We start from the raw sequence: 14950 nt of genomic DNA, 5'->3' as shown, positions 1-14950 counted from the left end.
AATTCCGAACGCATAAGGAGAATGTGCATATGGACTATAAAGATGCTTCGCTTCCCATTCAGGAACGGGTTCAGGATCTGATCGGAAGGATGACAACAGCCGAGAAGATCGGACAACTCATCCAGCCGATGGGATGGAAGACGTATGACAAAGCAGCAGATGGTACAGTACGGGTGACGGAAGAGTTCAAAGCGGACATGGAACAGGGCGGTGTCGGTTCTCTGTATGGCGTGCTTCGGGCCGATCCATGGACTGAAGTAACGCTGGAGACAGGTCTGACCCCACGGCAGGGAGCCGTTGCCACGAATGTCATTCAGCAGTATGCCATGGAGAATTCACGACTGGGCATTCCCATTTTATTCGGGGAAGAGTGTTCCCACGGTCACATGGCGATTGGGGCGACCGTATTTCCTGTACCCTTAACCGTGGGCAGCACGTGGAATATGGAGTTGTACCGCAAGATGTGTGAAGCCATCGCTGTAGAGACCCGGAGTCAGGGGGGAGCGGCAACGTATTCCCCGGTGCTTGATGTCGTACGTGACCCGAGATGGGGACGGACGGAGGAATGTTTTGCCGAAGATCCATACCTAATCGGTGAATTTGCAGTAGAAGCCATGAAGGGACTACAGGGTGAGCGTCTCGATTCCAACCGGACGATTGTGGCGACACTTAAGCATTTTGCGGCTTATGGCAGTTCAGAGGGTGGGCGCAATGCAGCACCTGTGCATATGGGATTACGTGAATTGCATGAAGTAGATCTGTTGCCGTTCAAAAAAGCAGTGGAAGCCGGAGCATGCTCTGTCATGACCGCTTATAACGAGATTGATGGCGTACCGTGCACGTCAAGTACGTATCTGCTAAATGACCTTCTGCGCGAGCAGTGGGGTTTTGATGGGTTTGTGATTACTGATTTTGGTGCCATTCAGATGTTGGTCCATGGACATAACACCGCCGAGAACGGGGAGCAGGCCGTAGCGCAGTCCCTTCAGGCAGGGGTAGACATGGAAATGTCGGGGTTTATGTACCGCAAACATCTCGGTCAGGCTTTGGAGCAGGGATTGATCGAAGAGAAGGATCTGGACTTGGCTGTGTGGCGGGTGCTGGAGATGAAATTCAGACTTGGGTTATTTGAACAGCCTTTCGTAGATCCTGACTTTGCAGAACAGGTCATCGGATGTGACAACCATATCCAACTGGCGAGAGAAGTCGCGCAAGAGGGGATTGTTTTACTGAAAAATGAGGGCAATACTCTTCCGCTTGCCAAAACAGGTACTAAGCTAGCTGTCATTGGTCCTAACGCGAACCATATCTATAACCAGCTTGGGGACTATACCTCGCCACAGCCGAGAGAGCAGATCGTCACCGTACTGGATGGCATTACGCGCAAGCTTGGCGCGGATTCGGGTCAGGTGTTGTACGCACCGGGTTGTCGGATTAAAGGCGATTCCAAAGAGGGCTTTGCACAAGCGCTCGCCTGTGCCGAACAGGCCGATGTCATCGTGATGGTGATGGGCGGGTCCAGCGCCCGCGATTTTGGTGAAGGTACCATAGACTTGCGGACAGGAGCGTCTGTGGTAACGGATAATCCATGGAACGACATGGAGTGTGGCGAGGGCATTGACCGGGCTTCCCTGAATCTCATGGGTGTTCAATTGGAGCTGGTGCAGGAGGTACATAAGCTGGGGAAACCCGTTATCGTGGTCTATATCAACGGCCGTCCCATTGCTGAACCTTGGATTGATGAGCATGTCCACGCCATTGTGGAAGCGTGGTACCCCGGGCAGGAAGGTGGTAACGCGATTGCGGATATTCTGTTCGGTGATGTGAATCCATCTGGCCGTCTTACCGTCTCCATTCCCAAGCATGTTGGGCAACTTCCGGTCTATTATCATGCCAAACGCACTCGTGGCAAGCGGTATCTGGAGATGGATCTTGCGCCGCAGTATCCGTTCGGATATGGACTGAGTTATACCGAATTCAAATACGAGAACGTAAGGGTTATACCGGATGTGATTGGGCCAGAAGATGAGGCACAGGTGATGGTTGAAGTCACAAATACCGGAGCGGTTGCGGGAAGTGAGGTTGTGCAGTTGTACATCACGGATGTGTCAGCTTCGGTTACGCGGGCTGAAATGTCACTTAAGGGTTTTCGTAAAATCCATCTGGAGCCAGGACAGACTCATACCGTTACGTTCCCTGTGCAAAAAGAACATCTCGCACTGATCGACTCCCGCCTCCAGTCTGTCGTGGAACCGGGTGAATTCAGGCTCATGGTTGGCCGCAATTCTATGGATTGGACCGCCTGCAGTCTGCACATTCAGAAGGTGGGGGTGGAGGTATGATTCGAATTCAGCGATTCATCGAGGATCTGAAACAGCGGCAATGGCTGGATACGATCGAGCTTCCGGCGTGGGAGATGCAGAAGGCCAGATACATTCGGCCAGGGGAATTTGAGTACGAACAGGCAGACAAGGCCATACAAAGCTTGAATCCGCTGAACAGCGTACATGGAACGACGTATTTTCTGAGCAAATGTGTGGAGATTCCGGACAGTTGGGAGGATCGAGCTGTTGGGCTGGTCTTCGGGGCTGGAGGAGAAGGGCTGCTGAAGGTGAATGGCATACCTTATCACGGGCTGGATCGAAATCACGGATTCGTACCCCTTCCGCGAAGTCGGGTAGGCAATACGCCGCAGTTGGAGATTGAACTCTATGATCCGATTCCGGAGCCGCATGATCCACTTAACCGACAAGCTGTTATTCAGCCGCCTATTCAGGGCATTCGGGCAGCATTGGTTCATATCAATCAGCCATTGCAGAGCCTGATGTACAGCGTGACGGTACTCGCCGAGTCGCTCCGGGCATATAACGAGAAGGAACCCAAGCGGATGGCGCTTATCCAGGCCATTCATCAGGTGATGGATGACATGTACAATGACCCGGAACGCTGGAGTGATGCAGCTTGGATACAGAACTTCGAATATGCATTAGCACAGTCGGTACAGCAGGAAGACCCGGAGGAATATCGAAGTGGTTTCATGCATCTGGTTGGACAATCACACATTGATATAGCCTGGCTGTGGCCTGTACGTGAGACGGTTCGCAAGTCCAGTCGCACATTTTCGACCATGTGCACCTTGATGGACACGTACCCGGATTTCGTGTATTCCCAGAGCCAGCCGCAGTTGTATGCCTTCGTGAAGGATCATTACCCGGAGCTGTACGAGCGAGTTAAAGCCCGCATTGCCGAAGGACGCTGGGAATTGGTTGGAGGCATGTGGGTGGAGCCGGATCTGAATATTCCGAGTGGCGAGTCGTTGGTTCGGCAGATTCTGTATGGACAGAACTTCTACCAGGCCGAGTTTGGCAAACGCTCCAACATCGAGTGGCTGCCGGATACCTTTGGTTACTGTGCTTCCTTGCCGCAGATGCTGAAGCTCGCGGATATTCCTTATTTTATGACCACCAAGTTGAATTGGAATGATACCAATGCGTTTCCGTATGACCTCTTCGACTGGGTAGGCATAGATGGCACTTCCGTGCTGGCATATCTGAATCATGGGGTGAATGAACATACGCGTCCCAAAGATGTGGATGAACATTGGCAATCATTTAAACAAAAGGATGTGCACCCTGAGCAAATGTTGCTTTACGGACATGGCGATGGTGGTGGTGGCGTAACCAATGAGATGGTGGAGTTTGCGGAGCGATCCCATTTGATGGTTGGACAGCCGATCAGCAAATTCAGCACGGCAGGTGCTTTTTTTGAAGACATATCGTTGAATAACCCGACGTTGCCAAAGTGGCACGGAGACTTGTACCTGGAACTGCATCGCGGAACCTATACGACCCATGCGAGGAACAAACGTAGCAACCGAAAGGCAGAGGTATTGTATCGGGAAGCGGAGATCTGGGGGCAATTTGCCAGAGCTTGCGCTGCACACACGAAGAATGATCTGGATGAAGGCTGGAAGCTGATTATGCTCAACCAATTCCATGACATTATTCCGGGAACGTCGATTCCTGAAGTTTATGTAACGTCCACTGAGGAGTACACGAAGGTATTTGCATTAGGTACATCCGCACTGCGGGAAACGCTGGATACCCTTGCGGAGAATATCGCAACAGATGAAGTTGATGGTCTCCCCTACATTATATTCAACAGTCTTGGCTGGGAACGTGGAGAGAATATCACCATTACAGGGGATGCCCACCTCGCCGGGGTGGCTGCATTTGATCGTCAAGGTAACCGTTTGACCTGTGATCTGGAACAAAAGGAAGACAAGTATATGCTACTCGTGCATGTTCCATCGATTCCAGCTTTTGGGTATACAACCATATGGCTGCGCGAGGCATCGGATGTTATCCTTCCAGTAAGGGAAGAAGCATCTTTCCCTTCCAAATGGGAAACCGATTTTTATACTCTTGAGTTCAATGACTTGGGAGAGATCACGAGGTGGTATGACAAAACGGTAGGGCGCGACTGGCTGAAGCCCGGTGATCGGGCGAATGAGTGGCAGTTTTTCCACGACAAACCGACGTACTGGGACGCCTGGGATATCGATCCACGATTTGAATCCCAGCCAGCAGGTGCGGTGCAGTTGATCTCCAGAGAGATTGTACAGCACGGGGCTACGCGAGATGTACTGCGTTTGGTCTGGAAGCTGAATCAATCCGAGATCAGCCAGGATATCATTTTGCATCGTTACCAGCGGCGTGTTGATTTCCATACGAAAGTGAACTGGAATGAGAGCCATAAGCTGCTCAAGGTGGCCTTTCCGGTGGATCTGGTGGCAGCCAAAGCAGCCTATGAAATCCCGTTTGGAGCGTTGGAGCGTCCAACCCATAACAACACCAGTTGGGAGCAGGCGCAGTTTGAGGTCTGTGGACATCGCTGGGCGGATATCTCGGAGGGCAATAGCGGTGTGAGTTTGCTGAATGATTGCAAGTACGGATACGACATCAAGGATCGGACGATCCGCTTGTCCCTGCTTCGTGCCCCAAAATGGCCGGATGAACATGCCGATCAAGGCAATCATGAATTCACGTATTCGATCCTGCCCCACCAGGGCGATTGGCGACAAGCCGCTGTCGTTCGCCGAGCGATGGAGCTGAATCATCCGGTGGAGGTTGTTGCAGCGAGTCAGTCTTCGGGTCACTTGCCAGCTGAACACGTTTGGGTTCAGTTCAACAGTGAGCATGTCATTCTGGATGCAATCAAGCCCGCGGAAGACGGCTCGGGAACGGTGCTGCGTTTCTACGAATCATCAGGAGGTCGGGAAACGGTGCAAGTTCAGTGGGCTGAAAAGGAAATTAATGCGTCCATCATTAATCTGCTGGAGGATGAGATCCAACCGTTGGTTTGTCCAAACGGCACATTCGAACTGACCTTCAAACCGTATGAGATTAAGTCGGTGAAACTTGTTCCAATGAATCCAAATACGTAATCTTCAGGAGGTATGACATGAAATTAACGAATAAGATTGGTGTCATCGTGGATAGTTTTGGCGTAGGTGTACGGGATGGGTTGAACAAAGCCAAAGACGTAGGTGCAGAAGGTGTACAGATCTATGCCGTCAAGGGAGAGATGGACCCCGAAAATTTGTCGCCTGCGGCGCGCAAAGAGCTGAAGAGTTACATCGATTCTCTGGGTCTTGAAATTTCAGCATTGGTTGGCGATCTGGGTGGACACGGGTTTCAGGTCAAGGAAGATAATCCGTGGAAAGTGGAGAAGTCCAAGCGGATCGTGGATCTGGCCCTCGATCTGGGCACCAACATTGTCACCACACATATCGGTATTGTTCCACATGATCCTTCATCGGAAGTTTATGCTACGCTGCATGCTGCTTGTGAGGAACTGGGCCAATACGCCAAGAGTGTTGGTGCGTACTTTGCCATTGAGACAGGACCGGAAACGGCTGCTGACTTGAAAGGATTCCTGGATACGTTGTCGACCAACGGAGTATCGGTGAATTTTGACCCGGCGAATATGGTGATGGTGACGGGAGATGATCCGGCACGGGGCGTTCATTTGCTCAAGGATTACATCGTACATACTCATGTGAAGGATGGTGTGCGGCTGAAGGAAGTCGACCCACGAGACGTATATGGAGCGGTCGGTTATGCCCCTATGGATCACGAAAAGATTGCCGAGATGGTCTCTTCAGGAACATTTTTCCGTGAGGTGCCACTGGGCGAAGGTGGCGTTGATTTTGACGGATACTTTGCAGCGCTTCAGGAGATTGGTTACACCGGTTATCTGACGATTGAACGTGAGGTTGGCCATCAGCCGGAGCAGGACATACGCAAGGCGGTTCAATTTATCCAACAATATCGATAGGGAGCTGAGCAGATGAAAGTGGGCCTGAGCACGTATAGTTTGTTGAACGATCTGAATTCGGGTGAGATGACGGTGCTGGATGTGATCGACTGGATTGCGGCGAACGGCGGCGAGCATATGGAGATGGTTCCTTACGGTTATACCGTGGAGGATAATTACGATCTGGCGGATGCAATTCGGGAACGGGCAGCGTCTGTGGGTATTGAACTGTCCAACTACTCGATGCCAGCGAATTTTGTGCAGGAGACGGAAGAAGCGTTTGCAGAAGAGATGGCTCGGGTCAAAAGACATGTGGATGTCGTACACCGGATGGGTGTAAAACATCTGCGTCATGACGTCACGGCGTTTACCCTGCCGAAGGAGAAGATGACCATTGCCTGGTTCGAGGAGCATCTGCCTCTGATGGTGCGGGGAAGCCAGATCATTGCGGACTATGCTGCGCAGTTTGGAATAACCACAACCATTGAGAATCACGGCTTCAGCGTGCAGGCGAGTGATCGGGTGCAGCGTGTACTGCATGCTGTGGATCGTCCGAACTTCAGAACAACACTCGATATTGGCAACTTCATGTGCGTGGATGAGAACCCGATCATCGGTGTCATGAAAAACCTGCCTTACGCTTCTCTGGTCCACTTCAAAGACTTCTACTTCCGTCCTTATGATGAGCATCCGGGTGAGGGTGAATGGTTCACAACAGCCAACGGCAACTTCCTGCGAGGTGCCATCGTTGGGCAAGGGGATATTCCGATCCGCAAAATTGTAAAGTTGATCAAAAACTCTGGCTATGATGGTAACATTACAGTGGAGTTCGAAGGCATGGAGGAATGCAAATCCGCATCCAAAATCGCCATGGACAACCTGCGCCGCTTCTGGGAAGAGGCGTGACAAATATCATAGAGAGATCATCAAGGGCCACGTTCAGACGTGGCTCTTTTTCTCATGTTACAGCAACTGAAAAAGTCTATCAGAATATGGTTCTGCGCAAGGATTAAGTTACGAGCAGCACAAGTGTGGTATACTGGATATATTCAGCCTGATAATAACTGGCTATGGATAGGAGATGTCACTGATCTATGCAGGTATTCGAGGACTGGAATCAGAAAGTAAAGAAGACGTTTAATGCTACGAACCCAGAGGTAGTGTTGACGGTATCGGAAGCTGGAAGTTTGCTTGGTTTGACCAAAGACCAGATGAAACTGTACGTGGACAAGAACAAACTAACGAAGGTCCCGATCATGAGAAGTGTTCACCGATACCTCTTATTGAAAAGTGAAATAGATAACATCGTTCAAGCTCGATAACTTCATAGGATTGAACACAACCATTTTACCGACAGGATTCGGGAGAGTGGTCTTTTTTTTATCCGAAAGGGGACAGAACGTGCTGAATAAAGTGTCAAATTGGTTCTATCAGCGGGTGAATTGGAAATGGGTTGCAGCTGCGGTTGTTGTTTTTGCCTGTTTCATTGCATTTATTCTGCCTTGGCAGGCGGCAAAGTCGGAGCAGGCCACAGGTGGTGGACAGTCCCCGGATTCCTCTTTTCTGTACACTGCGGATGATCTTTATCAGATGGCTGAGCAGTATGGTGAAGCAGGGCGGAGCGCCTATATTCAGGCACGATTCACATTTGACCTCATATGGCCCTTGGCCTATCTGTTCCTCTTGGTTGTTCTGTTATCCGTACTCTATCGTGTGCTTCCGGTTAAGAGTCGCTGGCGCTGGTTGAATCTGGCTCCGGTCTTAGGTTGGGCTATGGATATGCTCGAAAATATAGGTGCATCCCTGATTATGTATCGCTATCCTGAACGTACGCCTGTGCTTGCTGAACTCACTCCGATATTTACCCTGTTGAAATGGTGTCTAATCTATGCCAGTTTTGCAGCACTGGTTCCGGGTGTTCTGATCACGGTTCTCTACTATATGCGCAAGCGCAAGCAGTAGTGGAGAGACGGATGGTTTAAACATATATTGGTAACCCTAAGGGTGTAACGATCCACAGAGTAAGTGAGGAAATATACGCTTGTCAAAGGTCAACCTGTTCATATATACTCATGTCGCAAGTGGCGTGAATCGTATAATTACAAGAGCCAAGGAGATGAAGAACGCATGTCGATCAGCTTGAATGTGTATCTGGTAACAGACGGTAATGGACGCGAAGCGGTAGATTTTTATCAAAAGGCATTTGGAGCGGAAGTACTTGCACTTCAAACATTTGGTGACGGTCCATCTGACCCTAATCATCCCATCCCGCCTGAAGCGAAAGACCGTATTATGCATGCTTCTTTACAGATTGGCAGCTCGGTATTAATGTTGTCCGATACATTTCCAGGCATGCCTTACACTGTAGGTAATCATGTTACGGTTACGGTGAATACGGATACGGCGGATGAAGCTAAAGTGATTTTCAACCAATTGCAAGATGGTGGCGAAGTGAAAATGCCGATACAAGAAACGTTCTGGAGTCCAGCCTACGGCTCGGTTGTCGACAAGTTTGGCGTACAGTTTCAAATTAGCGCTACGCCAGGACAAGCTTAAGAGCGTACTGTGCGTTAATATAACCTTCAAATGGAACAAACCTCCGCGGTCTGCTTTGAGCAGTTGTGGAGGTTTTTTTGCTTTTCTTGTAATGACTCGTGATTAATTTTCCTTGATTAGCCTTCCTTTTGAATCTTGGAAGGGTTGTTGATTTTATAAGGAACCGGGTTACGTGTCAGCTTCTTCTTGATAATTTTTGCTTCAAACGTAATGACATCTCCCACTTCCAGCTCCTGTTTCTTAACGGTAGCACTGTGGCTCGACCAGGCTTCCCCAACATCGATGACGTCTGGCTCTGTAATGGTAACTGCTTCATAGATGATGACTTCATCGTCATTGTCCGAGAAGTGATTCGGTACGGTGGTGAATTCTTTGACAACGGCACTCATCTTCACTTTACCTTCGGGCAGATCAATCTTAACGGTCTTGGCTTTGCTCGCTGTTTTGGCTTTGGGTTTGGCTTCACTGGCTACCCCAGACTGAGGTCCAACATACTCTTCTACTAACCCATCCGGATCACCCTTCAGCCCCGAGGAGAATTCATCAGTGTCCGTTTCGTCCGAATTATCCAGATCCACCGGCGTTTCATCCGGGTTAACCAGGGCATCTGGAGTTGGCGCAACATCAACAGCGACTGGTGTGACTGTATCCGAAGTTGCCGATTCTGGGCTTCGATCTGACCCGGCATTACTTATGCTTCTGGCGCTGTAACTGGACGCTTGCATTTCCTTCAGATACGACGGGTGAATGCAATGTTTTTGTCCATTATCCAGTTGAATAACGGCTGCCATGTGATCCACATATCCAATGATGGTGCACGGCATGTTTAATCCGTTTCCTTTATAATAGAACGTTTTGAGTTTGGTCGCTTTACCGGAAAGCAGGCCCCACTCCTGACATTTCTCAATCAGCTCATCTTCGTTATCCAGCGCAATAAAATCCTGCGGTTCAATCATAAACGCGTATGTCATATGGAATTTCCGCCCTTCCAATCCATTCTTCATGTTCATCGTTTCCAAATTACAACCAGTGTATCACAAATGAGCATTTTGCATAAATCCAATCACTGAAATCTGCACCCAGAGATGAAGATTATCAAAGCCTGCTCACAGAGGCCTGTGATATAATTTGAACAGAATATAAGGGTAGAAGTTATATAACCTTGATATACATATATCAGGAAGGGAAGATCTGTATGGATAAAAAAGTAAATCATCAAGCCGTATGGCTTGCTATAGGTGTTGCCATGGGAGTCAGCATTGGTACGGCTACACAACAACTTGGACTTGGCATTGCTTTTGGCTTGGCACTCGGCATTGTAATCGGTTCGGTAGTTAGCAAACGTGCGGGGGCAGACTCGGAACATATGCTCAGCGAACATGTCCGTGAATTGCACAAACTTGGTGACTGGGAAGACGCGCTTCATCGCTCGCAGGATCATCCGGTGCTTATTCTGAAACACAGCACGACGTGTCCAATCAGTGCGAGAGCGTACAGAGAGTTTATAGCTTTTGTCGGCACCAATGCATCAGATCCCAAACAACCCATGGATTATCGCATCGTCAAAGTGATTGAAAATCGCTCGTTATCCCGTCACATTGCGGAGGAGACAGAGGTTCACCATGAGTCACCGCAGGTACTTCTGCTCGATCAGGGACAAGTCGTCAAACATACCTCCCATGGCAAAATCACGAAGAAAAGATTATTGCAGTGGGCACAGAATCCATTTGGATAAATAGTAAACCTTATAGACCCGTTCTTTTCAGCCCAGTGCTGAGGAGATCGGGTCTTTTTTACGCTTTTTTTACACCTGTGGCGGTATTTCTTTACCCCTTTTTTACAGCGTTTCGTATTACGATTTTACATGTAGCAGGTGCAGAGAACGGTAGAGAGAGGGAGGAAGGGCGTATGGTGAATGATGCCACGATGATTGGATTGGTTGTGCTGTTGTTTGCGGTGTTTTGGGGATTTGTGAAATTTTGCGAAAAGGCTTGAGGGTAGAGAGGGGGAGCGAAATGATTGTCATCGGCATGATTGTAATCGCACTGGTGATTTATCTCGGTTATGTGCTGGTGAAGCCAGAGAAATTCTGATGCTGACGATGTACGTAATGCGGAACAAGGGAACGTCGAATAGGGAGGAAATGCAGATATGGGTATCGGTGTAGTGCAAGTAGCGGTGACGCTACTGATCATCCTGCTTCTGGTGAAACCGGTGGGAAAATATATAGTGAACGTGTTTGATGGACAGCGAACGGGGCTGGATCGGATTTTTGGCGGGCCGGAGCGACTGCTTTATCGAGTGATGGGGGTACGTGCGAACGAATCCATGGGGTGGAAAAAGTACCTCACGGCCGTTCTCCTCTCCAACTTTGTAATGTTGGTATTGATGTTTCTGGTGCTGCGACTGCAAAAATATTTACCGCTCAATCCGGATGGCATCGGCAATATGCCAGCGGCGCAGGCATTTAATACGGCCGTTTCGTTCATGACCAACACGAACTGGCAGTCGTATACGGGCGAGAATGCCCTGTCGTACCTGTCACAGATGCTGGCAGTGACATTCCCAATGTTTACGTCAGCAGCGACGGGATTTGCAGTGGCTATTGCATTCATTCGCGGATTGGTAGGCCGCCGGGATGAACTGGGGAACTTTTACGTCGACCTTGTACGGTCGATTACACGTATTTTTTTACCCCTGAGTTTCATCGTGGCCCTGTTCCTCGTGTTCCAGGGGGTGCCTCAGACACTCGCAGGAGCGGTGAACGCTACGATGCTGGAAGGCGCGCAGCAGACCATCTCACGTGGACTGGTCGCCTCACTGGAATCGATCAAACACATTGGCACCAACGGTGGTGGCTGGTTTGGAACCAATGCTGCACATCCATTTGAGAATCCAACGGCCCTGAGCAATCTGGTGCACATCGTCTGTATGATGCTGTTACCGACCGCACTGGTATACGCCTTCGGCTTGATGGTCAATAACCGGAAGCAGGGTTGGGCATTGTTCGCAGCGATGAGTTTTCTTTTCCTTGTGATGTTGACCACCGTATTTGTCTCCGAATATCGCGGTGTACCCGCGTTGGATGCAGCAGGTCTGCATGGCAATATGGAGGGGAAAGAGGTCAGGTTCGGCATACCCGAATCGGCTTTATTCACGGCAGTCACGACAGCGGCTACTACAGGTTCGGTCAACAATATGCATGAGTCGCTCACTCCACTTGGAGGCATGGTATCACTGGCTCAGATGATGCTTAATAACGTGTTTGGTGGCAAAGGGGTAGGGCTGATCAACGGACTGTTGTATGTGATTCTGGCTGTGTTTATCTGTGGCTTGATGGTAGGACGAACACCTGAGTTCCTGGGCAAAAAAATCGAGGGCAAAGAGGTGAAGCTCGCATCCATCGCCTTGCTCATTCATCCTTTGATTATTCTGGCGCCAACGGCACTCGCGCTTATGCGGCCCGAAGCCATTGCGTCCATCTCGAACGGGGGCATGCATGGCCTGACCGAAGTTCTCTATGCTTTTGCCTCGGGTGCAGCCAATAATGGATCGGCCTTTGCCGGACTGAATGCCAATACAGACTTTTACAACATCGCGATTGGTATCGTTATGCTGCTGGGAAGGTACGTTTCGATGATCGCCATGTTGGCTATTGCGGGTTCACTCGCTACGAAACGGGTTGTACCGGTAACCACGGGCACCTTGCGGACACACACACCTCTCTTTGCTGGGATTCTGGTCATGATGATCGTTGTTGTCGGCGCACTCACATTCTTCCCGTCGCTTGCCCTTGGACCGATCGCAGAACACTTGGCAATGATTCAATGAGGGAAATGACAGGGGAGCAACAGAGGAATTGGTATAAGGACGTAACGTATGGAGGTGGCAGTGCACGATGAATGCAGTCGAACGAAAGAAGGAGCAGACGATGCAACACATGGATACAGAAATGTTTAGAACGAAAGGCAATGAGCCGAATAACAACCGCGGTAATATTCAACGTGATCCCGGATCAAAACGTTCGTTAAGCAAGGATATGATACTTCAGGCTTCACTGGATGCATTCAAAAAGCTAAATCCGGTGGTCATGATCAAAAATCCGGTCATGTTTATTGTCGAGATTGGTACATTCATTACGCTCTTATTGAGCATCAATCCAGATCTCTTCACCGCATCCGAGGCTGGGCGCGGGTACAACATTGCCGTGTTTTTCATTCTGTTGTTCACGCTGCTGTTTGCTAACTTCGCGGAGGCACTTGCAGAAGGAAGAGGCAAGGCGCAGGCGGATACGTTACGCAAGACGAAGTCGGACACCATGGCCAATCTGGTGCAGAAGGATGGAACCATCCGGCAAGTGTCTTCGACCCAGTTGAAAAAAGGCGATATGGTCCGTGTGGAAGTTGGTGAACTGATCCCGACGGACGGTGAGATTATGGAGGGCTTGGCCTCCATTGATGAATCGGCCATTACGGGAGAATCCGCCCCGGTTATCAAGGAAGCAGGGGGAGATTTCTCCTCCGTTACCGGAGGGACCCGCGTTGTGTCCGATTACATCGTCATGCGTGTTCAGACCGATCCGGGTGAGTCATTCCTTGACCGGATGATCTCTCTGGTTGAGGGTGCACAGCGTCAGAAAACACCTAATGAAATTGCACTGACAACCCTGCTCGCCGTATTAACTCTGATCTTTCTAATTGTCATCCTGATGATGGTTCCAATGGCGAATTACCTTGGTATTCGACTGGATCTGGCCACCCTGATCGCACTGCTCGTCTGCTTGATTCCCACCACAATTGGTGGATTACTGTCTGCCATTGGTATTGCCGGAATGGACCGTGTTACACAGTTCAATGTGCTCGCTATGTCAGGTAAAGCGGTGGAAGCAGCTGGGGATATCGACACGCTGATTCTGGACAAAACAGGAACGATCACATACGGAAACCGCATGGCATCAGAGTTTATTCCCGTTCAGGGCATTACTTCGTCAGAGATGACGCAAGCTGCTTTACAGGCTTCTGTGCGAGATGAGACCCCGGAAGGACGTTCTGTGGTGGAACTGGCAGGCAAACAAGGCCAGAGCTGGTCTGAAACGGAGTATGCAAATGCGGAAAGTGTGGAATTCACGGCAGAGACACGGATGTCCGGTCTCAATCTGAGTAGCGGAATGAAGATTCGTAAAGGTGCGGTGGATGCGATCAAAAGATATATTGCTTCCGCAGGAGGCCGTATACCTGGTGATCTGGATGAGACTGCAAATCGAATTGCAAAGGCTGGGGGTACGCCGCTTGCTGTAGCTATTGATGAACGAATCTACGGTGTAATCTATCTGAAAGACACTGTGAAGCCAGGGCTGAAGGAGAAGTTTGCCGAGATGCGCGCCATGGGCATCAAGACCATTATGTGTACAGGCGACAATCCGCTGACCGCAGCGACCATAGCGCTGGAAGCGGGAGTGGATGATTTTATTGCGGAAGCGAAACCCGAGGACAAGATTGCGGCGATCAAAAAAGAGCAGCAGGAGGGCAAGCTCGTCGCCATGACGGGCGACGGTACCAACGATGCTCCTGCTCTGGCGCAGGCCGATGTGGGCCTGGCGATGAATTCGGGCACCATGGCGGCCAAAGAAGCGGCCAACATGATTGATTTGGACTCTGACCCGACCAAGTTATTGTCGGTGGTCTCCATTGGCAAGCAGCTGCTGATTACTCGCGGCGCACTCACAACCTTTTCGATATCCAATGATATTGCGAAATATTTTGCCATCATTCCAGCGATGTTCATTCTCGCCATGCCGCAGCTTCAGGCACTGAATATTATGAATCTGGCTTCACCACAGTCCGCGATCCTGTCGGCGCTCATCTTCAACGCCATTATTATTCCGTTGCTTATTCCCATCGCGATGAAAGGGGTTAAGTATCGGGCGATGTCAGCCGAACGGTTACTTGGTCGCAATGTGTTCATCTATGGCGTGGGTGGTGTGATTGTACCTTTTATCGGCATTAAGCTGATTGACATGGTTCTGTCGGGAATCCTTTAACGAGATAACAATGTTATCAAAATTGTCCTTTTATCC

General features: G+C 49.9%; 12 protein-coding genes. 11 read left to right on the top strand and 1 reads right to left on the bottom strand.

What is annotated here, in order from left to right; translation table 11 throughout:
• Positions 1–29 precede the first annotated feature (29 nt).
• The 7 genes from MKX68_RS09875 (at position 30) to MKX68_RS09845 (ending at position 8874) form a co-directional block, all read left to right on the top strand.
• On the top strand, positions 30–2342 hold the full coding sequence (locus tag MKX68_RS09875) for a glycoside hydrolase family 3 N-terminal domain-containing protein (RefSeq protein WP_340911173.1): 2313 nt from the start codon (positions 30–32) through the stop codon (positions 2340–2342).
• Positions 2339–5446, top strand: a complete 3108-nt coding sequence (locus MKX68_RS09870; protein WP_340911170.1) for an alpha-mannosidase — start codon at positions 2339–2341, stop codon at positions 5444–5446. The genes MKX68_RS09875 and MKX68_RS09870 overlap by 4 nt, the downstream gene beginning before the upstream one ends.
• Positions 5447–5463: 17 nt before the next feature.
• The gene (locus MKX68_RS09865) at positions 5464–6339 is read left to right on the top strand and encodes a sugar phosphate isomerase/epimerase family protein (RefSeq protein WP_338590008.1); all 876 of its coding nucleotides are present in this window, start codon (positions 5464–5466) and stop codon (positions 6337–6339) included.
• 12 nt (positions 6340–6351) lie between these two features.
• A complete protein-coding gene (locus MKX68_RS09860; RefSeq protein ID WP_338590010.1) occupies positions 6352–7224 on the top strand; it encodes a sugar phosphate isomerase/epimerase family protein in 873 nt (290 codons plus the stop codon).
• Between the two features lie 188 nt (positions 7225–7412).
• Positions 7413–7640: a hypothetical protein gene (locus MKX68_RS09855; protein ID WP_062837704.1), complete on the top strand. Its 228-nt coding sequence runs from the start codon at positions 7413–7415 to the stop codon at positions 7638–7640.
• 79 nt (positions 7641–7719) lie between these two features.
• Positions 7720–8280 (top strand): hypothetical protein, encoded by a 561-nt coding sequence (locus MKX68_RS09850; protein WP_340911164.1) that lies wholly within the window; start codon positions 7720–7722, stop codon positions 8278–8280.
• Between the two features lie 165 nt (positions 8281–8445).
• A complete protein-coding gene (locus MKX68_RS09845; RefSeq protein WP_340911162.1) occupies positions 8446–8874 on the top strand; it encodes a VOC family protein in 429 nt (142 codons plus the stop codon).
• Between the two features lie 116 nt (positions 8875–8990).
• Here MKX68_RS09845 and MKX68_RS09840 read toward each other — a convergent pair whose 3' ends face one another.
• A complete protein-coding gene (locus MKX68_RS09840) occupies positions 8991–9845 on the bottom strand; it encodes a hypothetical protein (RefSeq protein ID WP_340911160.1) in 855 nt (284 codons plus the stop codon).
• 224 nt (positions 9846–10069) lie between these two features.
• Here MKX68_RS09840 and ytxJ point away from each other — a divergent pair, with 224 nt between their 5' ends.
• The 4 genes from ytxJ to kdpB all read left to right on the top strand — a co-directional run bounded on the left by ytxJ (position 10070) and on the right by kdpB (position 14914).
• Positions 10070–10609 (top strand): bacillithiol system redox-active protein YtxJ, encoded by a 540-nt coding sequence (gene ytxJ / locus MKX68_RS09835; RefSeq protein ID WP_338590018.1) that lies wholly within the window; start codon positions 10070–10072, stop codon positions 10607–10609.
• A gap of 244 nt (positions 10610–10853) precedes the next feature.
• Positions 10854–10967 carry a potassium-transporting ATPase subunit F gene (locus MKX68_RS09830; RefSeq protein ID WP_340911159.1) on the top strand — a complete coding sequence of 38 codons (114 nt, stop codon included), beginning with the start codon at positions 10854–10856 and terminating at the stop codon, positions 10965–10967.
• 58 nt (positions 10968–11025) lie between these two features.
• Entirely contained in the window at positions 11026–12705 is a 1680-nt protein-coding gene (gene kdpA, locus MKX68_RS09825; RefSeq protein WP_445671066.1) for a potassium-transporting ATPase subunit KdpA, read from the top strand.
• A 208-nt stretch (positions 12706–12913) separates the two neighbouring features.
• Positions 12914–14914 carry a potassium-transporting ATPase subunit KdpB gene (gene kdpB, locus MKX68_RS09820; RefSeq protein ID WP_340915353.1) on the top strand — a complete coding sequence of 667 codons (2001 nt, stop codon included), beginning with the start codon at positions 12914–12916 and terminating at the stop codon, positions 14912–14914.
• Positions 14915–14950 lie beyond the last annotated feature (36 nt).

The sequence above is a fragment of the Paenibacillus sp. FSL M8-0212 genome (assembly GCF_038004645.1).
Classification (GTDB): domain Bacteria; phylum Bacillota; class Bacilli; order Paenibacillales; family Paenibacillaceae; genus Paenibacillus.
This window is presented reverse-complemented; position numbering and strand designations above follow the sequence as displayed.

Coding starts and splice junctions, on each gene's coding strand:
- MKX68_RS09875 (WP_340911173.1), top strand. CDS start 30: ATGGACTATAAAGATGCTTCGCTTCCCATTCAGGAACGGGTTCAGGAT.
- MKX68_RS09870 (WP_340911170.1), top strand. CDS start 2,339: ATGATTCGAATTCAGCGATTCATCGAGGATCTGAAACAGCGGCAATGG.
- MKX68_RS09865 (WP_338590008.1), top strand. CDS start 5,464: ATGAAATTAACGAATAAGATTGGTGTCATCGTGGATAGTTTTGGCGTA.
- MKX68_RS09860 (WP_338590010.1), top strand. CDS start 6,352: ATGAAAGTGGGCCTGAGCACGTATAGTTTGTTGAACGATCTGAATTCG.
- MKX68_RS09855 (WP_062837704.1), top strand. CDS start 7,413: ATGCAGGTATTCGAGGACTGGAATCAGAAAGTAAAGAAGACGTTTAAT.
- MKX68_RS09845 (WP_340911162.1), top strand. CDS start 8,446: ATGTCGATCAGCTTGAATGTGTATCTGGTAACAGACGGTAATGGACGC.
- MKX68_RS09840 (WP_340911160.1), bottom strand. CDS start 9,845: ATGACATACGCGTTTATGATTGAACCGCAGGATTTTATTGCGCTGGAT.
- ytxJ (WP_338590018.1), top strand. CDS start 10,070: ATGGATAAAAAAGTAAATCATCAAGCCGTATGGCTTGCTATAGGTGTT.
- kdpA (WP_445671066.1), top strand. CDS start 11,026: ATGGGTATCGGTGTAGTGCAAGTAGCGGTGACGCTACTGATCATCCTG.
- kdpB (WP_340915353.1), top strand. CDS start 12,914: ATGATACTTCAGGCTTCACTGGATGCATTCAAAAAGCTAAATCCGGTG.